Source organism: Saprospiraceae bacterium, assembly GCA_016716185.1.
In the GTDB taxonomy this organism is placed as follows: domain Bacteria; phylum Bacteroidota; class Bacteroidia; order Chitinophagales; family Saprospiraceae; genus Vicinibacter.
Map to the genome: position 1 here is coordinate 2,295,958 of JADJWV010000002.1, position 22,661 is coordinate 2,318,618.

At 40.2% G+C, this 22,661-nt stretch carries 20 protein-coding genes; 10 read left to right on the top strand and 10 right to left on the bottom strand.

The genetic code is table 11. The features are described from left to right. Window positions 1–83: 83 nt before the first annotated feature. Together IPM34_10785 and IPM34_10790 are read right to left on the bottom strand one after the other, a co-directional pair. Window positions 84–1,499 (bottom strand): right-handed parallel beta-helix repeat-containing protein, encoded by a 1,416-nt coding sequence (locus tag IPM34_10785; GenBank protein ID MBK8956028.1) that lies wholly within the window; start codon window positions 1,497–1,499, stop codon window positions 84–86. A 15-nt stretch (window positions 1,500–1,514) separates the two neighbouring features. Next, the gene (locus tag IPM34_10790) at window positions 1,515–2,702 is read right to left on the bottom strand and encodes an RsmB/NOP family class I SAM-dependent RNA methyltransferase (protein MBK8956029.1); all 1,188 of its coding nucleotides are present in this window, start codon (window positions 2,700–2,702) and stop codon (window positions 1,515–1,517) included. A 194-nt stretch (window positions 2,703–2,896) separates the two neighbouring features. Between IPM34_10790 and IPM34_10795 the strand changes: the two genes are divergently transcribed. From IPM34_10795 to IPM34_10815, 5 genes are all read left to right on the top strand, one after another. After that, window positions 2,897–4,378 (top strand): OmpA family protein, encoded by a 1,482-nt coding sequence (locus IPM34_10795; protein ID MBK8956030.1) that lies wholly within the window; start codon window positions 2,897–2,899, stop codon window positions 4,376–4,378. A 215-nt stretch (window positions 4,379–4,593) separates the two neighbouring features. Next, complete coding sequence (locus IPM34_10800) at window positions 4,594–6,381, top strand: FAD-dependent oxidoreductase (GenBank protein ID MBK8956031.1); 1,788 nt, start codon at window positions 4,594–4,596, stop codon at window positions 6,379–6,381. Next, a complete protein-coding gene (locus IPM34_10805; protein ID MBK8956032.1) occupies window positions 6,363–8,219 on the top strand; it encodes a 2-oxoacid:acceptor oxidoreductase subunit alpha in 1,857 nt (618 codons plus the stop codon). Before IPM34_10800 ends, IPM34_10805 begins: the two co-directional genes overlap by 19 nt. 10 nt (window positions 8,220–8,229) lie before the next feature. After that, window positions 8,230–9,282: a 2-oxoacid:ferredoxin oxidoreductase subunit beta gene (locus tag IPM34_10810; GenBank protein ID MBK8956033.1), complete on the top strand. Its 1,053-nt coding sequence runs from the start codon at window positions 8,230–8,232 to the stop codon at window positions 9,280–9,282. 164 nt (window positions 9,283–9,446) lie between these two features. Further along, the gene (locus IPM34_10815; protein MBK8956034.1) at window positions 9,447–11,945 is read left to right on the top strand and encodes a YfhO family protein; all 2,499 of its coding nucleotides are present in this window, start codon (window positions 9,447–9,449) and stop codon (window positions 11,943–11,945) included. Between the two features lie 245 nt (window positions 11,946–12,190). Here IPM34_10815 and IPM34_10820 read toward each other — a convergent pair whose 3' ends face one another. Both IPM34_10820 and IPM34_10825 read right to left on the bottom strand, forming a co-directional pair. After that, entirely contained in the window at window positions 12,191–13,234 is a 1,044-nt protein-coding gene (locus IPM34_10820; protein ID MBK8956035.1) for a glycosyltransferase, read from the bottom strand. Beyond that, entirely contained in the window at window positions 13,231–13,530 is a 300-nt protein-coding gene (locus IPM34_10825; protein MBK8956036.1) for a hypothetical protein, read from the bottom strand. Before IPM34_10825 ends, IPM34_10820 begins: the two co-directional genes overlap by 4 nt. A gap of 69 nt (window positions 13,531–13,599) precedes the next feature. Between IPM34_10825 and asnB the strand changes: the two genes are divergently transcribed. From asnB to IPM34_10840, 3 genes are read left to right on the top strand one after another with little or no spacing between them, the layout of a single operon-like run. Then, complete coding sequence (gene asnB, locus IPM34_10830) at window positions 13,600–15,555, top strand: asparagine synthase (glutamine-hydrolyzing) (GenBank protein ID MBK8956037.1); 1,956 nt, start codon at window positions 13,600–13,602, stop codon at window positions 15,553–15,555. An 11-nt stretch (window positions 15,556–15,566) separates the two neighbouring features. Continuing rightward, window positions 15,567–16,625: a hypothetical protein gene (locus tag IPM34_10835; protein ID MBK8956038.1), complete on the top strand. Its 1,059-nt coding sequence runs from the start codon at window positions 15,567–15,569 to the stop codon at window positions 16,623–16,625. 44 nt (window positions 16,626–16,669) lie between these two features. Then, entirely contained in the window at window positions 16,670–17,968 is a 1,299-nt protein-coding gene (locus tag IPM34_10840) for an O-antigen translocase (GenBank protein ID MBK8956039.1), read from the top strand. Between the two features lie 34 nt (window positions 17,969–18,002). Here the strand turns inward: IPM34_10840 and IPM34_10845 are convergent, their stop codons facing one another. Continuing rightward, window positions 18,003–18,626, bottom strand: a complete 624-nt coding sequence (locus IPM34_10845) for a hypothetical protein (GenBank protein MBK8956040.1) — start codon at window positions 18,624–18,626, stop codon at window positions 18,003–18,005. A 103-nt stretch (window positions 18,627–18,729) separates the two neighbouring features. After that, window positions 18,730–19,557 carry a universal stress protein gene (locus IPM34_10850; GenBank protein MBK8956041.1) on the bottom strand — a complete coding sequence of 276 codons (828 nt, stop codon included), beginning with the start codon at window positions 19,555–19,557 and terminating at the stop codon, window positions 18,730–18,732. Between the two features lie 179 nt (window positions 19,558–19,736). On the opposite strand from IPM34_10850, the gene IPM34_10855 reads away from it, so the two are divergent. Both IPM34_10855 and IPM34_10860 read left to right on the top strand, forming a co-directional pair. After that, window positions 19,737–20,504, top strand: a complete 768-nt coding sequence (locus tag IPM34_10855) for a universal stress protein (protein ID MBK8956042.1) — start codon at window positions 19,737–19,739, stop codon at window positions 20,502–20,504. 80 nt (window positions 20,505–20,584) lie between these two features. Next, window positions 20,585–20,992, top strand: coding sequence for a hypothetical protein (locus IPM34_10860; GenBank protein MBK8956043.1), 408 nt, complete (start codon window positions 20,585–20,587; stop codon window positions 20,990–20,992). 89 nt (window positions 20,993–21,081) lie between these two features. Here IPM34_10860 and IPM34_10865 read toward each other — a convergent pair whose 3' ends face one another. From IPM34_10865 to IPM34_10880, 4 genes are read right to left on the bottom strand one after another with little or no spacing between them, the layout of a single operon-like run. Continuing rightward, on the bottom strand, window positions 21,082–21,519 hold the full coding sequence (locus IPM34_10865) for an Hsp20/alpha crystallin family protein (protein MBK8956044.1): 438 nt from the start codon (window positions 21,517–21,519) through the stop codon (window positions 21,082–21,084). Window positions 21,520–21,530: 11 nt separating this feature from the next. Further along, window positions 21,531–22,001, bottom strand: a complete 471-nt coding sequence (locus tag IPM34_10870) for a universal stress protein (GenBank protein MBK8956045.1) — start codon at window positions 21,999–22,001, stop codon at window positions 21,531–21,533. Continuing rightward, entirely contained in the window at window positions 21,998–22,207 is a 210-nt protein-coding gene (locus IPM34_10875) for a hypothetical protein (protein MBK8956046.1), read from the bottom strand. Before IPM34_10875 ends, IPM34_10870 begins: the two co-directional genes overlap by 4 nt. After that, on the bottom strand, window positions 22,204–22,617 hold the full coding sequence (locus IPM34_10880) for a CBS domain-containing protein (protein MBK8956047.1): 414 nt from the start codon (window positions 22,615–22,617) through the stop codon (window positions 22,204–22,206). The genes IPM34_10875 and IPM34_10880 overlap by 4 nt, the downstream gene beginning before the upstream one ends. Window positions 22,618–22,661: the final 44 nt, after the last annotated feature.

The window sequence follows — 22,661 nt, forward strand, 5'->3', positions numbered from 1 at the left end:
AATGATTAAGCCTTTCGCTTTAAGCCTTTAAGCTAAGAAACTGGATTCCATGACATGAATTGGGTTTATTCAATAATGTCAACTCAATTGGACTTGAACAATTTTTCAACAAACACTCTTCCACCAAGATAAATTTTAATCAAGTAAATTCCTTCCGGATAAATTGACAAATTAATTATTTCCTCATTCTGAAATTTTCTTTGAGAAATAATATGACCATTCAGATTACACAGCATTAGTTTTATTTCAGATGCATCCCCTAGAACAGTCCTGATATGAAGCCATTGAGTTGTATGATCATAGTTGAAGACATACGAACGTTTGTACGCATTATGATCTTCGTTTCGGGTCACTTGTTTTTCTTCAAAGGCCCCAACATCAGGGAAGGCATCGCGATATCTCAATTTCCATCCCAAAGGATGAACGTATTCTTTATCTGCATTCAATTCATATCCTAGCATGGCTCCCTGAAGTTCTTTCGCATTGTCGATTGCTACAGAACTGTCGGATAAATAATAATCATAAGAATCAGGATCTTTGAATCCGGCCTCCGATACTTTTAACCGGATGATATTATTGCTTTGCAAGACTGTATTGGGGATGCCTGACAATACCGTTAAATTACCTGCAATGATATTGTTTACATACAACAATGTGTCCGTCCTGGACTGGATATTGAATAGAATACCTTTATCCTCATTATTAACAACCGTGTTGTGAATAAAATAAAAATTATGGGGACCTGTATTCGTCAATCCTTCACGTCCATAAGAAATGATCGTATTGTTATCGGAAAATTTACTTTGTTGGATTACATTTCCCAGGACCAGGGTCTGTCCCCCATTCGGAACATCAATTTCGTAACTGGCGTCACCATCTTCATTAGTAATTCGATTATACAAAATGATATTTTTATCTGCTCTGCTTTTAATTTCATGTCCATAATAGGCATGGTGAAAATAAGAATATCGAATTGTGAGACTCCTCACGTGATTTACATAAATGTTGTGTGAAAATCCATCGCCTGCACCATTGTGTGCAAACTCAGAATGCTCGATAACCACATCGCTTTCAGGTTGGTTCCCTGTTAAAATTCCATTTTGATTATGATGAAATATGCACTGGCTTACAAATAAATTTTTTCCTTCCAGCCGTATACCAGCACCATTGCGATCCACGACTTCGCAGTTTGAAAATTTTATAAATTCTATTCGTGTATTGTTGCCAGCGATGACCCATATGGCTTTCCCGCCATAAGCTGTCCGTTCCGCATTCAATTGGGCATAACCTCCTTTTCCCGAAATGAATAAATTATTGGCCTTCCAAAGGCAAACGTCTTTCAAATATTCACCAGCTTCGATCCAAATACTATCTCCATCCTGAACCAGGGTAGAAACAGCAGATGGTGTTTTGTAAATTGAATTGGGCCCAACATGCCAGCTGGTAGCATGCAACTCCAATACCATGATTACCAATACTAAATTGAAACAATTTCTCATATATCGATTTTTGGATTAAATTCTTTTCAGCCTGGCCATATAAAAGCCATCAAAGCCACTACAAAATGGGCTTATTTTGATTTCTTCTTCTAACTGAAAACCTGGATGTTCGCTGCAAAAATAAGAAATTTGATCTGAATTTTCCAAATCCAATATACTGCAAGTTGCATATACCATTTTTCCTCCGGGTTTTAACATCAGGCTGTAACGATGTAAGAGATCCTTTTGAACTTCTGCCATTCTCGATACATATGCTGTATTTACTTTCCATTTAGTATCCGGATTTCTCCTGACCACTCCTGTTCCACTGCAAGGCACATCGAGTAATAACCTATCGCAACTTTCATGAAGTCGTTTAATGACTTTGCTGGAATGAATATGCCTCGGTTCGATGCAATGTACTCCTGCTCTTCTTGCACGCTTCCTTAATTCTTCGAGTTTCCATTCCCCTGTATCCATCGCAATGATCTGCCCCTTATTTTGCATGAGTGCTGCCATGTGCAAACATTTTCCACCCGCGCCACTGCAAGCATCTATGACACGCATCCCAGGTTTTAATTCCATAAATGCTGCAACGCGTTGGGAAGATGCGTCCTGTATCTCAAAATATCCCGCTTTGAATAAATCATCCTGGAAAACGTTCCATTTCTTAGAGGCAATCAATGCATCCGGGTAGCCCTCATCGATCGTTAGTTCACGTCCGGCTTCGACCAGCATTTTGAAAAGTTTTTCTTTGGAGATCCGGAGGGTATTGACTCGAAGTACCAAAGGTGCCGGCTGATTTAAAGCGTGTAATTCATCAGCATACGAATCCGGATAATTGGACTGAAACCAACTCACCCATTCATTGCTGAATGATTCGCGAAGTCCGACATCTGAACAGGCCTCCTTCAATCTGGCCTCAAACTGCAATGAGCTGAACGTTTTGAATTCATCAAATTCAGGAATTGCCGTTTTTCGATGGCATAAATAAGCTGCAATGATTTTCCAGATATCCTCCGAACTTTCAGCCACATACTCCAGTAACCTGTAATATCTGATGATATCGTAAGAAGTTTCTGCAATAAAAGCACGGTCTTTCGATCCCCATTTGGGATTGGATTTCAATGTACGTTCGATCGTTTTGTCTGCATATGCGGCCTCATTAATCACAGCAACGATCACATTGTAAACGGCGAGTAATAAATTCTTATGGATTTTCATTGAATAAACTGGTGGCGAAGTTCGCATTTTCGATTCTGATCCTCTACTTGCCAGGATTGAAAATAAAAAGCTCTTAACCGCAATATAATTTGAACCCCAAAATTCAACAGGAAATTCGATTTTACAGCAAAATCATTATCAACTAGCTTGATTTTATATTATTTTTGATCTATTATTAAATTAAACACAATTTTATGAAAAAACCAATTTTACAAATTGCTTTAGTGGTCCTGCTTAGTTTTCAACTGAGTTTTGGACAGAATGATTACGATAAAAACGCGTTGTCTATTAAACACGTATGGTTCAATTTTACTGCTCCCAATGAAGACGACAAGCAAATATTCTCCGACCTTTCAAATGGCGTAGAATTAGGTTTTCACAGACAATATAGCAATCTGTTTTCATCGAGTCTGCCTTTGAGAATTGGTTCAGTTGCTCTTCCCAATTATAACGACGCTACCAAGAAAGTGACTTCTTATAGCAACGACAGGCTGTACGTAGGTCTGGATGCCCTGCTAAACCTTCATTTTTTTAAGGGTAAAGCCATTTCCCCATTTATTTATACAGGAGCTGGTGTGGTGGCACCTAATTTTGATTTCGACAATTTATATGCTCAGCTGCCATTGGGTTTAGGTTTTGATATCCGTCTTTCGCCAAAGGTGTTCCTCTCCGCACAATCCGATTACCGATTTGCTTTTGAAGATGGAAGAGACAGTTGGCAGCATGCTATTGGATTTAAATTGGTCCTGCCCAGCAAAGACACAGACAATGATGGAATACCTGATAAAATAGACGAGTGCCCGACAGAATTCGGTACAGTCAACGGCTGTCCCGACAATGATGGAGATGGCATTGCCAATAAAAGTGACCGCTGTGTTAACGAGCCTGGCGTTCCTGAGAATCAGGGTTGCCCGGCCGATCGCGACCGGGATGGCGTATACGACCGGGATGACGATTGCCCGGATGTAGCCGGTACAGTCAAAGGTTGCCCTGATGCCGATAAAGATGGTGTTGCCGACAAAGACGACCGTTGTCCTAAAGACCCGGGCAAACTTAAGGGTTGTCCGGATTCTGATGGGGATGGCGTGGCTGATATAGATGACAAATGTCCAAAAGTTCCTGGTCCGGCAAGCAACAATGGCTGTCCTCCTGACAGAGATAACGACGGTTTCCCGGATGCAACAGACCCATGCCCCGATCTGGCCGGCACCATTAATGGCTGTCCCGATACAGATGGAGATGGTGTAACCGATAATGTCGATAAATGTCCAAATACCAAAGGGCCCGCATCCAATAACGGATGTCCTGAAATTAAAGTCGAAGACAAAAAGACCCTCGACATTGCAATGCGCGCAGTTGAATTCAGAACCGGCACAGCGGTTCTCACTGGGAAATCATCAAAAATTCTGAACGATGTAGTCAATGTCCTCAATAAATACCCGGAAATGAACCTCAACATCGAAGGTCATACAGATGATATTGGAGATGATATGAAGAATTTAAAATTATCAATTAAAAGGGCTGAGTCCTGCAAAGCCTATCTGATCAAGAAAGGCATAAAAGCTGAAAGACTTAATTCATCCGGTTATGGCGAATCCAGACCTATAGGAGACAATAAAACCAAAGAGGGAAGACAATCCAACCGCAGAACAGAGTTCAATCCGGTTTGGAGATAAAAGGTCAAAAGCCGGTTTTAAAAGGCTTTTGAAGCCCTCAGGAAAAAATAATAAAGAGCCACTACGGTAAATGAGACCGGGTGGCTCTTTTTTCTTGAAAACAGAGCCGGAAAAGCGAATTTTGAGGAATTAACGCGATATACCTTCCAATAATCTGAACTTGGTCTTTTCAAAGCAGGTTATATCTTTGTGGACTTTTAAAAATCCAAAACATTTTGCAAGCGACCGATATCAAGAACCCCGAATATTTTCACAAAGTCGTAGATTGTCAGTATGCATGCCCGGCACATACTCCGGTACCTGAATACATCAGATTGATTGCTGCTGAAAAATACAGCGAAGCCTATATGATAAACTGGGAATCGAATGTATTTCCCGGTGTTCTGGGAAGAACCTGTGATCGACCCTGTGAACCGGCATGCAGAAGAGGCCGAATTGAAGAAGAACCCGTTGCCATTTGCAGGTTGAAACGCGTTGCCGCTGATTACAAAGGTGACGTTAAAAAATTCATGCCAAAAGGCCCATTTAAGCCAAACGGTAAGAAAATAGCCCTGATTGGCGCCGGCCCGGCCTCGCTTACGGTAGCACGCGATCTCGCACCATTGGGTTATGAACTCCATCTTTTTGATGAACAGGACCTGGGCGGAGGAATGATGCGAAGCCAAATCCCTTCATTCAGATTGCCCGAAAAAGTGCTCAACGAAGAAGTGGATTATATACTCGACCTCGGTATTCAGACCCATTTTAAAAAATACGTGAATAGCCTCAAAGAAATCCTCGACCAGGATTACGATGCGGTATTCGTAGGCACCGGGGCGCCCAGAGGCAAAGATTTACCGGAATTACCAGGCAGGTGGGACAGCAAAAGCAATATCTACATCGGAATTGAATGGCTGGCCAGCGTGGCCTTTGAACACACCCATGCGATTGGAAAAAAAGTGATTGTAGTAGGTGGTGGGAATACGGCCATGGACTGCTGCAGAACTTCGCGAAGACTGGGAGGAGAAGAGGTCAAAGTGGTTGTGCGTAGCCCTTTTGCAGAAATGAAAGCTTCTCCCTGGGAAAAGGAAGACGCGATGCACGAAGACATTCCCATATTGGATTGTCATGTTCCGAAATCTTTTGTGGTCGAACAGGGCAAACTGAAAGGAATGACCTTTGAAAAAGTGGCAGTCAGCTACGACCAGGGTAAAAGAAAATTGCTGCCCACGGGAGAACCGGAGGTATTTATTGAAGCTGATGACGTTCTTCTGGCTATTGGACAAGAAAACAGTTTTCCCTGGATTGAAAGGGATCTGGGAATTCACTTCAATCAATGGGAGATGCCGGAAGTCAATGAAAAAACATTTCAATCCAGTTTGCCAAAGGTCTTTTTTGGTGGAGACGCAGCCCTTGGTCCGAAGAATGTCATTACTGCTGTAGCCCAAGGACATCAGGCAGCTGTTTCAATCGATTTGTTCTGTCAGGGAAAAGATCTCAACGACCGGTTACCACCCATGGTAAACCTGGTTTCGCAAAAAATGGGAATCCACGAATGGGCCTATGACAGTTCGGTTGTCGATGATTTGCGGTTTGCCGTACCTCAGGCCGATAAAAGTTTAACCCTGAGAGACCGTAAAAAAGAGGTGGAGCTGGGCTTTGATCCTGCTGTAGCGTTTAAAGAAGCACAGCGCTGTCTGAATTGCGATGTACAGACTGTTTTTACCACTTCAAAATGTATTGAATGCGATGCCTGTATGGACATATGTCCTACATCCTGCATTTCATTTGTTGAGAATGGCGAAGAGGATGAATTAAGAACCCGATTAAGCGCTCCAGCTAACAACCGTTCGCAAGACCTTTATATATCCGATTTACTCCCAACTACCCGGGTTATGGTAAAAGATGAAGATGTATGTCTGCATTGCGGCTTATGTGCAGAAAGATGTCCTACCGCTGCCTGGGATATGCAAAAATATTTATATCAAGTTACAAAAGCAGGTTCATGCAAACACATCCTGTGATCAACGATTTTGTAGTTCGCTTTGCTAACGTAAATGGCACCGGAAGTGCCAGTGCCAATAATATGTTTGCCAAAGCTATATTCCGGATGGGTATTCCGGTCACACCAAAAAATATTTTCCCATCAAATATTCAGGGATTACCAACATGGTATGAAGTTCGGGTAAGCGAGAAAGGATATCTGGGAAGAAGGGAAGGAATAGATATCATGGTTTGTGTCAACCCTCAAAGCATGAAAGCAGACATTGCCGGTTTAAAATCCGGTTCTTATTTTATTTATGACAACACCAAACCGCTTCATAAAGAATTTATCCGCGACGATGTAAATTACATCGGCATTCCTCTTACAGAAATTACTCAAAGGGAATATTCAGATCCAAGACAAAGGTTGTTGTTTAAAAACATCATTTACGTAGGTGCCATGTCGGCATTGATTGATCTCGACATGGATGTTTTGAAACAAATCATCGCCGAACAATTTCAAGGAAAAGAAAAACTTATCGCTCCGAATCACAAAGCTCTGGAGTTAGGTAGCCAATACATCCGGGATCATTACAGCTTTCCGTTGAGATACAGACTCGAACGCCGGGATTTATTGAAAGATAAAATTTTATTTGAAGGAAATGCAGCCTGTGCTTTAGGCGCCATCTTTGGAGGAGCAACGGTAGCAGCCTGGTATCCGATTACACCTTCTACTTCAGTAGTGGATGCCTTCAGCGAATATGCCGGGAAATTCAGAGTGGATGCTCAAACCGGAAAAAACAACTATGCTATTTTACAAGCTGAGGATGAGCTTTCAGCAATCGGTGTGGTCATCGGAGCCATGTGGAACGGTGCAAGAGCTTTCACAGCCACCAGCGGCCCAGGCGTCTCTCTGATGCAGGAATTTTTGGGCTTGGCTTATTTCGCAGAAGTGCCAGCAGTCCTAATTAACGTTCAGAGAACCGGCCCTTCCACAGGAATGCCCACCAGAACACAACAATCCGACATCCTGAGTGCAGCATATGCATCGCATGGAGATACTAAACATGTATTAGTCATTCCCTCTACACCCAAAGAATGTTTTGAAATGACCCGTGAAGCATTTGACCTGGCAGATCAATTGCAAACACCGGTAATTGTCATGTCGGATCTGGATCTGGGGATGAATGATCACATCAGCGAGCCCCTATCTATCGACGAAAAATATACGTTTAAAAGAGGAAAAGTTCTGTCTGCTGCTGAATTGGAAAACATAGATCGTTTTGGACGTTATCTGGATGTTGACCATGATGGGATTAGTTACAGAACCATTCCGGGAACGCACCCTACCAGAGGCATGTACTTCACCCGAGGCTCCTCCAGAGATGAATATGCAGTTTATACAGAAGACGGGGCAGCTTATAAAAGAAACATGGACCGGTTAAGTAAAAAATGGGAAACTATTAAGTCATATGTCCCGGGTCCGGAAATCTATCAAACGGAAAATACCGCTGAAATTGGAATGATATTCTTTGGAACTTCCGTCTATTCTGCGCTCGAAGCCAAAGAAAATCTTTCCTCACAAGGTATTGCCATGGATGCGATGCGTATAAAATCATTTCCTTTTAATGACGAGGTTTCTGATTTCATTTCATCTCACCGCAAAATATTTGTGATCGAACAAAACCGGGATGCCCAGATGAGGAGTTTGCTGATCAATGAACTTGAAATCAATCCTGAAAAACTGATCCGCGTGCTCAACTACGATGGATTACCCATTACTGCGCATCACATCGAATCGCAAATTGCAAAGCAACTCGAAGTAAAGCCAGGATCATCCAAATCAAATGCAGGATCTACTTCCATTCCCGTTTCATAATTTTTAGAAAATGAGTTTTCAAAGACCAAATTTCAGACATCCCGAATTGCCTTTAAATGATTTGGGATACCGCCGTAAAGATTACGAAGGTTCTATATCCACCTTGTGCGCTGGATGTGGCCATGATTCCATAGGCGGCGCTTTGATTCAGGCGTGTTTTGAATTGAATATTGAACCGCATAAGCTTGCTAAATTATCGGGTATTGGTTGCAGTTCAAAAACACCTGCATATTTTTTAGGAAATTCTCATGGATTTAATTCGGTGCATGGTCGAATGCCATCTGTTGCCACAGGAGCCAACCTTGCTAACAGAGATCTTATTTATTTAGGGGTTTCAGGAGATGGTGACACGGCTTCAATCGGTATGGGGCAATTTGTTCATCTCATCCGCAGAAATTTGAATATCACTTATATAGTTATGAACAACGGCTGTTATGGGCTCACCAAAGGTCAGGATTCTGCTACTGCAGATAAAGGATCAAAAAGTAAGGCCGGCAGTGTCAACGAATTTCAAAATATCGACCTTCCAGGATTAGCCATTGAGTTGGGGGCTGGATTTGTCGCGCGCAGCTTTTCCGGAGATAAGTTGCAATTGATCCCGCTGATCAAAGCAGCATTAGCGCATCCGGGTTTTGCATTGATCGATGTGATCTCTCCCTGTGTTACATTCAACAACAATGTAGGTTCCACAAAATCCTACGATTACGTCCGGCAACACATAGATATGACTGCAACCATTGATTTCACTCCTCCTGCCGAAGAAATCAAGGCACAATATTCAGAAGGTTCGAGTCTGCAGTTAGAAATGCACGATGGGTCACACATCCAACTCCGAAAACTCCAGAAGGGCTGGGATCCCACAAAAAAAGATTCTGCAGTCCATGCACTTCACGAAGCCGCTGCCCAGGGAGAAATTCTTACAGGTCTTATCTATATCAATGAAGATCAGGAAGATCTCCACCAATTGCTCAATACTTCCACGCGTCCTTTAAACAAGCTCAATGAAGCTGATCTTTTGCCGAATCCTACTGTTTTGGAAGCGTTGAATTCAAGTTTCAGATAATTTTCAATGCTGCAATTTAGGATTTGGTAGAATCGTTTAAAATTGTAACAGGCAAAACCCGATTCAACTTCCTGTTCCCGTATTTAACATATATTGAAAAATGCCGCGAATTTGTATTTTTGACGGTTACTAGTCCTGATTTTCACTTCACATAATTTACGATAATGCAGAACCCGTTATTGAAAAAATTCTTACCACATTGCATCAGTATTGGATTATTTATTTTGATCATATCCTACTTCTTTTTACCTCATTGGCAGGGGAAAGTTTTCCAACAGGGTGATGTTACTTCCTGGCAGGGATCTGCAGCTGAAATCCTGGACCACAATAAAAAACATCCGGATGATCCGGCATTATGGACAGGAAGTATGTTCAGCGGGATGCCTTCTTATCAGATTGCAACTCCCACCCATTACAATTTGTTGAATTATGTGCAAACGATTCTGACGCTTGGTTTTCTTACCGGACCCATAGCTATTTTTTTTCTTTGTGCAATTTCATTTTATATTTTTTATCTGGTACTAGGTTTATCTGTTCCCCTCGCTTTCACAGGAAGTCTGGCAACTTTTTTAATAACAGGAAATTTTATTGTTTGGGAAGCAGGCCATTTGCCTAAACTGGTTGTCCTTGCCATGGCAGGATTTATTATGGCAGGCATCATTGTTTCCTACCGTGGAAAATATTTAAGAGGCGGAGCGCTGTTTGCATTGGGTATGGGCATCAATATTCTGAATAACCACGTGCAAATGAGTTATTACTTATTCTTGCTGACCCTCCCCTTAATTATTTCATATGCATACTTTCATTTCAGGGATGGAAATTTTAAAAATTTTCTGATTCCTTCTGCGATGATGTCAGGTTTGTTGGTATTGGCATTTTTATCTTCGGCAAGTTCAATATTGCCAACTTATGAATATGCCAAAGAAACCATGCGGGGTGGACATATTCTTGCTGAAAGAGCAGACAACAATCAGGCAGATGTCAATAAAGCAGGATTGCAATGGGATTATGCAATGAATTGGAGTAATGGAACCCAGGATATATTGGCTTGCCTTATACCCGGAGCCGCTGGCGGAGGCACCTCAGAACCTGCAGGTTCAAATTCTGCAACAGCAAAAGAATTACGCAAAAAAGGATATCAGGCACCCAAAAGATTTCAGGCTCCTTTATATTGGGGCTCCCTTCCATTTACCAGCGGACCTTTTTATTTTGGCGCTATCGTATGCTTCCTTTTTGTTTTGGGATTGTTTATTCTCAAAGGCCCGCTAAAATGGTGGATTGCTTCGGCAGTTACATTTGGCTTATTGTTGTCAATGGGCAAAAATTTTGAGATCCTCAATAAATTGATGTTTGATTTTGTACCCTTGTATAGTAAATTCAGGGCTCCCAGTAGCGTGTTATCTGTCGTTTCGTATTTTGTTCCTGTTTTATCCATGTTGGCACTTTACGAATGGAATAAAAAAGAATTGGCAGCAGATCGGTTGCAAAAAAGTTTGTACTACAGTGCGGGTATTACAGGTGGGCTATGTCTTTTATTAGCCCTGATGGGTGGCAGTCTATTCAGTTTTGAACATCCTTCAGATCCCAATTACGTCAATCAGGGACTTAGTTTACCCGCATTGATTGAAGACCGAAAGAATTTATTGCAGTCAGATTCCTTCAGATCGTTTTTGTTTATTCTTTTAGGCGCATCAGCATTATGGTTGCATTTAAAAAATAAACTAAACAGTAAATTTCTTGCCGTAGCCATAGCTGTACTTATTTGTTTCGATTTCGGCACCGTTGCAACCAGATATGTCCATAAGGATGATTTTGTCAGTAAATCCAAGAAAGACGCTACTCAAAAACCAAGGGCGGTTGACCAACAAATTTTAAACGACAAATCGTATCACCGCGTACTGGATTTAACTGTAAACACCTTTAACAGCTCCATACCGTCGTTCCATCACAAACACGTCGGTGGATATCATCCAGCCAAATTACAGAGGTACCAGGATATGATCGATCACCACCTCGATCGCGAAATTCAACAACTGAGCAGCCAGTTGCAAACTGCACAGTCCGACTCTGCAGTAATGCAAATATTACAAGGCTTGAAAGTGATGAATATGTTGAATACAAAGTATTTTATTCTGGGCCAACCGGGTAAGGAAGTTAGTCTTCCAAATGCATCCGCAAACGGTCCTGTTTGGTTTGTTGAAGACATTAATTATGTAAAAACTCCGGATGAAGAAATTGAATCGATCCGCAATATAGATCCTAAACGAACAGCCATTGTTCATGAAGAATTTAAAGATCAATTAAAAATGATCACAGCTGATCCCACGGCCACAATTCAATGCACCGCTTATTCACCCAATAAACTTACCTACAAATCAAGTACCTCGACAAATCAACTTGCCGTGTTTTCTGAAGTTTGGTACGGTCCTGACCTGGGTTGGAAAATGTATATCGATGGCAAAGAAACTGATTTAATAAGGGCTAATTACATTTTAAGAGCAGCAGTGATTCCTTCCGGTTCACACGAAATCGTCATGGAATTTAAACCCAGATCATTTATGCTGGGTAAAACACTCTCCATGTTATGTTCCTTGTTAATCATTCTGTTTATTGGCTTTGTGTTGTACAAAGAAATAAAAATGCCAGACACAGAATTAAAGTGAATGATCCGGATCTTCTGATACAGCGTTCAATCAGGCCTTTTTCATTTTTGCTTCAAGAAATGAAAACAAATAAAATAGCTTCAGTTCAGCTGCATTGCAGTTGATTTACCAAGCAGACCCTTGCGGATTTTATCCGATTCCTGGAGAATTCATATAGCAAGACAAAAAAATGCAAATGAAAGAAGATTTTGAATTTATAAACGGATTCCTTGTAATGACAACAAAACAATGTACTTTCCTAATTTCTATTGATGAGGTCCTTTGCTTTTGAATTGCTCTACCGCCGTATTCATAAATTCAGCCATTTGATGGGTCAGGTTTCTTCGGGAATAAGAACTTATAACAGGCTCATTGGGCTTAAAATTCTTATGGATAAGAGTATCAAATATTTGGTCTACTGCATTGCGCAAACCAACCTGGTCGATAAAATCGGCATTATAACCGGTTTGCGTCTGAATGAGCATTTCAACGAGATCGCTATCCGGAGGCGAAACAGAAAGAATTGGTTTTTTCAAAAATAAATATTCAAAAAATTTACCCGTAACCACACCTTTATTTCCGGGTACACCAATAAGCATCAGTGCATCTGCTTCCCACAAATGGTTTTGCAATTCCTCGTGAGACATGGGCAGCAAATGATTCACTTTAAATGCATTCATGCTTCTCGCAGATTGTACTACATATGGATCTACATTGCCGATAAATCTGATTTCAAGCCGTTGTTGAATATCGGGATTTTCAACAACATATTCTTTTAGAGCATTCCAAAGCAATTCCGGATTTCGATCCTGAGTAAGCACTCCAGCATACAACAATACAATCCTTTCTTTATTTGGCTTTATCAGATTTCGATTTTCGAAAGGCTCAAAGCCATTGGTGATCACCTCCACTTTTCTACCACAAATACTTTCAAGATCATCCTTGCAGGAGCGGCTTACAGTAACCACAACATCTGCCTGTCGAAGTACGGATTTCTCCAATTTTGAATGAATAAATCGCGAAAGCCGGTTCAAGTGAAGGGTTTCAAAATAAAATATCTGCGTCCAAGGATCGCGAAAATCGGCAAGCCAGGCAATGCTTAGTTTTTGACGTAGGTGTTTGGCAATAAGATGCATGCTGTGTGGCGGCCCTGTACTAACGATAAGTTCGACAGGATGCTTTTTGAGATAAGCACTTAAATAATGTACCGATGGTTTCACCCAAAATACCCGGGGATCTGGTATAAAAATATTGCCCCTGATCCAAATGCTTAATTTATGAAACCAGGATGCATCTTTACTCTTGTTCATGATCGTTGGATCCACAGCATGCGAACCACCCCGGAGTTTTTAAAAAAGGAATAGGGTTCCCAAATACGCCGGCGAATAACTTCAACTCCATTAGGGACCATGCTTAATAATCCGTTATCTATGAAAGGAAATTCTCCATTTTCAACGGTATAAATCACAGGTTCCCAACCGCATTCGCGCAAATATTTCACAAAATACAGCCATCGCTGTACCCCTGATCCACCTGAAGGCGGCCAGTAATAACTGATTATCAATAGCTTTCTCAAAATGCAGCCTAAAAATACTGTTTTCCACAACAATTCATGATCTGTCGGTTTACCATTAGCAACCTGAATCTCTTGTTTGATTAACTTTGTCCATTCACTATGTGCGGATTAGCAGGAATTTACAATTTAGACGGAACCCCTGTCGACACCCGGAAACTCTTGCAGATGACCCGATTGATCAGACATCGGGGACCTGATGATGAAGGTTTTTTGCTTGCGGATATCCACCAGGGAATGGTGACCCGTCACAGCAGCGAAGATAGCATCGAAGAGGTTCGATTGCAATGGCCAAATCTTCCAACAGAATCCAGGAGCAATTTAGGAATGGGGTTCAGAAGGCTTTCCATAATTGATCTATCTGCCCGTGGGCACCAACCGATGAGCGATCCGGAACAGACCTGCTTTCTTTGCTTCAACGGACAGATTTACAACTACGTCGAAATCAGGGCAGAGCTCATGGGTTTAGGTTATACCTTCAAATCTCAAAGCGACAGCGAAGTTTTACTTCAATCCTATCTGCACTGGGGATCATCCTGCCTTGAAAAATTTATAGGCATGTTTGCCTTTGCCATCTTTGACAAGACAAACAAACGTTTGTTTGTAGCTAGAGACAGACTGGGAATAAAACCGCTGATGTATTATTTTGATGGAAAAAGTTTTATCTGGGGCTCAGAGGAAAAGCAATTTACACACAGCGGCATTATTCAATCTGTTTTGAATGAAAATGTAATGCTCGACTTTTTGAGGGATATTAAATTATTTGAACATCCCGACAGCTTTATACAGAATGTGCAGCAACTTCCTGCGGCATGTTATGCATTTGTCGACCAAAACGGAATCCGTCTAAACAGGTATTGGAGCCTGCATCCCGGGCAAGCAGATCTATCAAAAACAGAAGAAATGTGGAAATCTCAGATATCCGACATGCTGAAAGACTCCGTGAAACTGAGGCTCCGTTCGGATGTTCCATTGGGAATTGCACTCAGTGGCGGAATAGATTCATCATCGATAAGCTGCCTCGCACGTGAACTCAGTCCAAACGTCATTAACACATTTTCAGTTTATTATGAAGGATCTCCCTACGATGAAAGAGTTTATATTAAATCAGTCATAGAGAAAGGAGGGATTAATCCAAATTATTATACAGCAAAGAATGAAATCAGTATAGAGGAAGTCGCCAAGTGGATTTATCATCAGGATGCACAGGCCAGCGGGGCCAGTCCGTTCTCCGCATTTCAAAATTATAAAAATGTAAGATCTGCTGGAATCACCGTTCTGCTAAACGGACAGGGAGGTGACGAGTTGTTTGCTGGTTATCCCTATTTTCTAAAATACTTTATTGCGGATTTATATGGCAAACGGAATTTGAATGGCCTAATCTCCAACCTGGGTCATTTGCTCAAAGATCAGGGTCCGGTTACCTGTTTAAAGCAAATTTATCTTGCAAAAAATTTGATTCATGGAAATCCGGTTTCCATAAGACATCTCGAATATCGCAAATACGCTACACCAGAATTATTCCCTCGAGAAATTGACCAAAGATATAACCAGAGCGAGCATCCGCTACAGACCCAATCATCAGACTCTTCTTATCTGGAAACAGCTTTGATCGCCGCCATCACCCAAACACATTTGCCGCATATGCTTCGTTGGGAAGACAGGAATTCCATGGCAAATTCAATTGAAAGCCGGGTTCCGTTTCTCGATCACAGGCTGGTAGAAAAATCAATGCAAATTCCAGTTTCATTAAAGATCCGAAAAGGAGTTCAAAAATATATTTTACGGGAAGCCATGAGAAATATTGTGCCCGAACTCATCCTGAAACGTAAAGACAAAATCGGTTTTGGCACTCCAACTGTTGAGTGGACCACTACACAATTATATGAACCCATCCGCGAGCTGCTCCATTCTTCATCCTTTCTGAGCAGGACATGGATCCATGGGAAAAAAGTTACTGCATTATTGGAAAAGAATCCAAAACGCTTTGGCGAAAACGAACTCTGGCGCATCATGAGTGCTGAATTGTGGCATAGAACTTTTATCGATAAAAATTAATCAACAAAAAATTGGGGTCAACTTACACATACCAAAATATTCTTACCAAAGCCAGACAATTGGAAAAAGACATAAGAAACCTGGATATCGAACGAATTCAGGTGCATGAATCTGTAAAAAGTTACCTCCGCTTTGATCTTAAAAAACTGTCCTACGTGACCGATTGCAATGCTTTTTTGTTACATCACGCATTGAAAGATATGCCGGCCATCGATGAATCTTCTGTGCTCATAGATCATGGTGCTGGTATTGGTTTGTTTGCCTTACTGGTGAAACGGGTAGGATTATCCTGCTTGTGTCACGATATTTCACTGGAATACATCGAAGGCATCAGGGAACTTGGACGCCTTCTCGATGCAACTCCCGACTTTTTTGTAGTTGGAGATACAATGGACTTAGTCGACTTTTGTAAATCCAATCATCTGCATATTAAAGCACTGGTTTCCAGAAACGTAATCGAGCATCTTCCGGATTACAAAATATTTTTTAAGGAACTTTTTATGCTTTCGGAACAGCCTTTTACAATGATTTTTTCAACTTCAGCCAATATTCATAATCCCATGGTTCGTCACATCCATCGGAAAATTCATCACAATTACGAATATCACGGGGCGCCAGCTGAAATGGACAACCCTACTTTAAACAGCGCGAATTGTGGAATGGTACTTCGCAAAGAAATCATCCGAAACGAATTTCCGAATTTAAATGAAGATCTTCTGAATAAATTGGCTGTTTTAAACAGAGGATTCACTAAACATGATATTCTAGAACGCGTAAAATTATTTTCAGAATCCGGCGTTTTACCAAAGCCACTCCCCCATCCCAGCAATACTTGCGATCCGTACACTGGGGTTTGGGTAGAGCGGCTTGTTCCGGTTTCTGATTATCGTCACTCGGCAACAGACGCAGGTTTTGAATTCCAGACATTGAAAGGATTTTACAATACTCATTATGCAAAATCAATCTTGAATCTGATAGCCCTTTTATTGAATTTCATATTGAAATTGTTGCCAAGCAGACATGTGAGCTTATCTCCTTTTCTTGCAATGAAGTTGACCAAACGTTGCTGAATGTTGATCACAATTGAAATACGATCAAGATGAACTAAAGATCAATGAATTTTTATAAAACCAGTTTATACAGCGGATTATTCTCTGTGATCAACCTCATCACGGGTCTGGTCATTACAAAAGTAACTGCAAAATTACTTGGCCCGGAGGGTACTGCATATATTGGAAAATTCGCCAACATTTCGGGATTAATACTCATACTTTCCACAGCTTCCCTCTCCGTTGGTGTAGTCAAATACATTTCCGATCACAAAACAGATAAAGAGACCATCCGAAAAATTGTCAGAACTGCCTTCAGCATGATTTTAATAGGCAGCATAGCAGGCTGCATTATAATTTTAAGCAGCTATGTTTGGTTGCAACGTTTGTTTTTTAATGGGCTGAACATATCCATGGTCTTTATTCTGTTCGGTGTTTTCCTTTTATTGATATCTTCTCAAATTTTAGTTACCGGAATATTAAACGGGCTGGGTGAAATAAAAAAACTGGCGCTGATCAATGGAACTGCTGCGGTATTGAACATGTTGTTCACATGCTATTTTGTTTATACCTTCCAACTCTCAGGAGCTCTTTTTTCAAATTCATTGTACGGAATTTTTGTAACCACAATTGGAGCCGTTTTCTTAATTAAAAAAGGATATTTAAACATATCGTATTTAAATTTCAAACCGGATAGAGAGATCGCTTTACAATTGCTCCGGTTTGGGATTTATGCGGCCATCACATCATTCACCTGGATGATTACCATGTTTTTAATCAGAGAAAATGTCGAAGGGCATTTGGACACTAATTCAGCCGGGCTTTGGCAAGCCATGTTCAGTTTATCAGACAGGTACCTTACGGTGATCACAAACATCATGGTCATATATTTTATTCCTCAGTTGTCTTCGATTACAGAAAGCCACGAGCTGGTGCGGGAAATGCGAAAAGCATTTAAACGCATTGCAGGTTTTATGTTTTTAGTCTGCTTGTCTATTTGGGTTGCCAGAAAATTGATCATCAGTGTGTTTTTAGCCGATTCTTTTCAACCGATGGAAAGCCTGTTTGCCTATCAAATGGCCGGCGATTTTTTCAAAACATGTGCAGGACTTCTGGCTTTGCTCATTGCATCGAAAGCCATGTTCCGCACCGGATTGAAGGCAGATATCAGTTTTCATGTTTGTTTATTGGGTTTTTCGCTGATTGGAGTTCGTGAATACGGACTTACCGGAGCTTGTATGGCCTATGCCCTGGCCTGCTTTTTTTATTTGGGCATCTACTTATACTTCTTTAAGGATCTCATAGTCATGATCAAAAAAAGCGTATTGCCCAAACCCTGGTTTAAACTGAATAAAAAAACTTAATCACATGCAGTGGAATAAATAAAAATACTTGCATTCAGGCGTGATCGATGATCAAAGATAACAATACAGTAATGACCATGGTTAATCCCGTAATGATCCCTGCGTTATGCTCCAGTTTATGGGTATCAAACTTTTGAAAGCCTTTCAATGCAACATAAACCCAAATCAACATTCCTACAATACTGATTATAAAATAACTAAGCAGACAATACAACAGAAGAGAAGTGCTTTGGATGCCGGCATTTACAAAATATGCTTCCACTTCCAGACAGGGCGAAAGAAACATATAAGCCAATAAAGCATAGATAATCTGTTTTTTAGTTTTGGTCTGATCCAGCATATGATCATCGATATGAAAATGATGATGCGTATGGTGCCTGTAAATAAAATATATTCCTGAAGAAACTAACAAGGTCGGGCCAATCCATTTAAAAATATGGCCAAAATCTTCATTGAGTTCGTTAAAGACCAATCCCAATAAAAGGCCCAATAAAATGGTGCTGAAAACATGCGATAGTGCAAGGTAAAAACTGACTTTAAGTGTTTCATCCTTAGACCACTTTTGAAAACGGGCGAAAGCAACCAATGGCATCCAATGGCTGGGTATCAAAGCATGTAACAAACTAATGATCAGGGTACCGGCTAATGTTTCGTGCATGAAGGGCAAATATCGGGTAAATAATTGACAATCTGTTTTGTAATTCGGGTCTGCGATGGCAATAAAACCAGCCGATTGCGCTTAATACCAATGAATGATCAACTCACCCTTCATACAGGATCAAAACGGGAAAGTGCAGCTTTTTTAATACTTGCATGGTGTGTCCGTTAAAAAACAAATAATACAGGAAATTTCTTTGATGAGGGAGCATGACCAGCAATCCCGACTCTGATGTCTGCATGTATGTTTCTATGGACTCCTCAAATCTATCAGAAAGGATGTATTTAATATGCGTTTGCAATTTACCAAATAACAATGAAACCAATTCTTCATGTTTTTCTCGAAAAACTATATCCTTTTCACTATGTACATGTACAAACTGGATGTTAGAATTCCTGAGAAAATTATAGAATTCAAATAACTGTATTGATTTTTTATTCAATTTTAAATGAAAATCGGTTGCGAAACAAACTCTATCATTTAACTTATCCATTTGAAATTCCTGAGGAAGAATCATTAAAGGGATTTTAGATAAGCTCAATACAGCCTGGCTGGTACTTCCCAATAATATTTTAGAAATATTACCAGATCCCCTACTGCTCATAATAATCAATCCGCATGATTTCTCGATAGAATAATTGACGATCTCATCAGCTGCGATTCCACTTTCGCAGATGATTTCAACTTCAATTTGGCTTATATTATTTTCGGAAATTAATCTGGCGACATATTCTTTCAAAGAATTTCTTTTCTCATCGATGTAATCGGAAAAATCATATATCTGGTAAACTCCTTCATTCAATCCGCTATACGGTGAAACCAGGTGCAAAACAATTGCTTTAGTTTTCTCCTTCTCCGCTAGGTGAAGCCCGAACAACAATGCCTGCTCTGCATTATTAGAGAAATCCACTGGAATCAGAATATTATTCATATTTCGTGTATTCGGAAATAAAATGACGGTTCACAAAAGTAAAGGGCTTCAGTAGCGTTTTTCATGACCCCTATCATGGTCATAAATGACTAAAATCAAATACACATACCCAGAAAAGAACATATCTTTGTAAAACACTCATCTTTGAGCAATTGTTTCATATCGCTAATATACTTTAAATGAAACAGATTTTAATTCCTATAGATTTTTCCGAAAATTCAGTTGCCCAATTGAAATATGGCATCAGTCTGGGGATCCTCACCGATGCTGAAATCCATGTATTACATATTTACCAATTGCCTGTAATTTCAGCAGATGCTTTTGTTTATGTCCCGGGGCCCAAGGATATGGATGCGATGCGGGAAAATTATCAAAACCAATTGGAGGACTTGGTCAATAAAGTCAAGAAGGACCTCATTACCAATATTAATATAACTTCAGTCTGCAATTATGGTATCCCCTCAGAGCAGATCTGTACCTATGCAAGCCAGGGAAAATTCGATTTGATCGTTATGGGTGTACAGGGTTCAGGATATTTGTCGGAACGACTACTGGGAAGTACGACAACACATCTTTTCAGGAAATCACCGGCAGCAGTATTGGGAGTGCATAAAAGTTCGCACTTCATTCAAATAAAGAATATCGTTTTAGCTTATGACAGAGAGCTAATCGCTAAAAAAGATATACTGGCCCCCTTGGTTCATATTTGCAATATTTTCGATTCACATATTCACGTGCTCAATATTGTTAATGAAATAGTAGAGTTCCCAACACTGGCTCAAACCTTATTAGAAAATGAACTAAATCCTTCTTTACCGGAAGACAGGGTCTCGTATCACATCATTCAAAATGAAGACATATTAGAGGGTTTGAAAGAATATTGCGTGAGTATGGATATTGACCTTTTAGCAATCATTCCGAGAAAACATCATTTTTTGAACGATTAATCACAGAAAGCGTTAGTAAGAAAGCAGCATTTCAAATTGAAATACCCATTTTAGCAATTCACGAATAAAATTATTGAGCTATGTTAATCCAGGTTGAAGACACGATGACTATTTCACAAGTACAGGAAAAATTTCACAAGAGATACCCCTTTTTAAAATTGGAATTTTTCAGTCAACCACATAGTTTACACGGTGGATCAAGAAAAGAACATATGATTCCCAGTGAAACTCTGCTAAAAGATTGCAGAACTTTACACAAAGAGGGTCATTTAGAAATTCATCCTTACAATTCCGTAGCCCACCTTGAAAATAGCTTCAGGGAGTTTTTCGGTCTGCATGTTCAGGTATTCAGGAAATCAGGAGAACTTTGGATTGAAACAACAGTTACCGATGACTGGACTTTGGAAAAACAGAATACCGAAGCTGAATTATTTTATAAAGATATTACAGAAAAAGGTGGATACAACAGGGATTCCATTTTTCAATAAATTTAATCATAATTCTTATAATAAAAAAAGGCCACAGGATAATCCCCTGGCCTTTTTCTTCGTTCTCCAATCGCTTATATAATATTTCTTTACGAAACTGAGATATTCTTGCTGTTTGCTGACACTTCCAACTCCATTTTAGGAATATGAATTGAAAGAATTCCGTTGTTATAAGCAGCGCCTATTTTTTGCACATCAGCCCCTGAAGGAAGTGTAAAACTCCTTGAGAACTTGGAAAAATTATATTCCCTCCTCTTCATTTTTCCCTTATCCTCCTCTTTTTCCTCAGTTTTCTTCTCACATGAAATAGTCATTGTCCTGTCATCAACTGATATTTTAAAATCAGATTTCTCCATGCCAGGAACTGCCATTTCCAGAGTGTAGTGTTTAATACCCTCCAGAATATTGACTGCAGGAATGGAAAATTCAGAAGACTTAAAAGAATCGTCTCCCAAAAGATCATCAATCCAATTGGTCATTGGACCGAATACCGGAAATTCTCTGTTAAATCTGCTTAAGTAACTCATGACATTAGAATTTATAGTGATTTAATTATTTTACAACAAGGACCTGGACAATTAGAATTTCTTAATATAGTTTCTGCCACACTGCCCAAAAACATCCTCTTGATTCCTTTGCGACCATGAGACCCGATTACTATCAAATCTGCATTGATCCGCTCCTGCACAGCAAAAATTGCTTCCCCAATATCGTTATCCTCCTCAATAATTAGATCGACATTCAAATCGGCAGCTTCAGCGGTAATTCGCGACTTAAGTGCCTCCAATTTAGTCTGTTCTTCTTCCCGTAATTTTGAAAGAAGGTCCTGGGCCAACACATTACTTTGCAGTATAGGATTTCCACCTTCAAAAAGGAAGGGATTCACCATAACGTGAACCAAACTGAGTTTCTTTCCGCTACAACTGGTAAGCATTAGGGCATATTGCAATGCTCGCTCTGAGAATTCTGAAAAGTCATAAGGACAAAGAATGTGATTAAATGCTTTCATGTGTGTTTTGATAATGTTTTATAATCAATAATCTGATCTCCAATCATTAAACAAGGTACTTCTTTTATCCCTTTCTGCAAAATGTTATTGAGGGACGTACATTCCTCAATCTTAAATTCAAGCTCTAAAGCTTTCATCTCTTCCAACACTTTATTTCTCCACTTGAAATAATGTTCATCAGGGATTCCATAAAGTGTTACGATCATGATGCAATGTATCTTAAAATATCAAAAGGGGTAACCAGTCCCAGCAATTCGTTTCCTTTGACAACAGGAAGGCAATGTAAGTAATTTGTTAAAAATACATCAATGGCCACTTCAATGCGGTCATCGGGTTCAAGCTTGCCCAGACGGGTGACCATAATTTGCTTAACCTTGGTAAAAGCCAGCTTTTGATCTTCCAGAATATCCAACTTTTCATTCAAAAGCAGAGCATTGCAATATAGTAAAAAATCAGACTTTGATACAAGGCCAACCAGATCCCTGAAATGCACAACCGGCAAATGGTGGAAATCGTTTTCCTCAAATATTTTCTTAACCGTTAATAAGTTATCATCCGGTGTCACAGTCACCAGCGTGGTAACCATAATCGAACTGACGGGCTCTCTTAAATTCATATTCAATTTTACACAAAATTATAGCCGAAATCAGCCGATTTTAA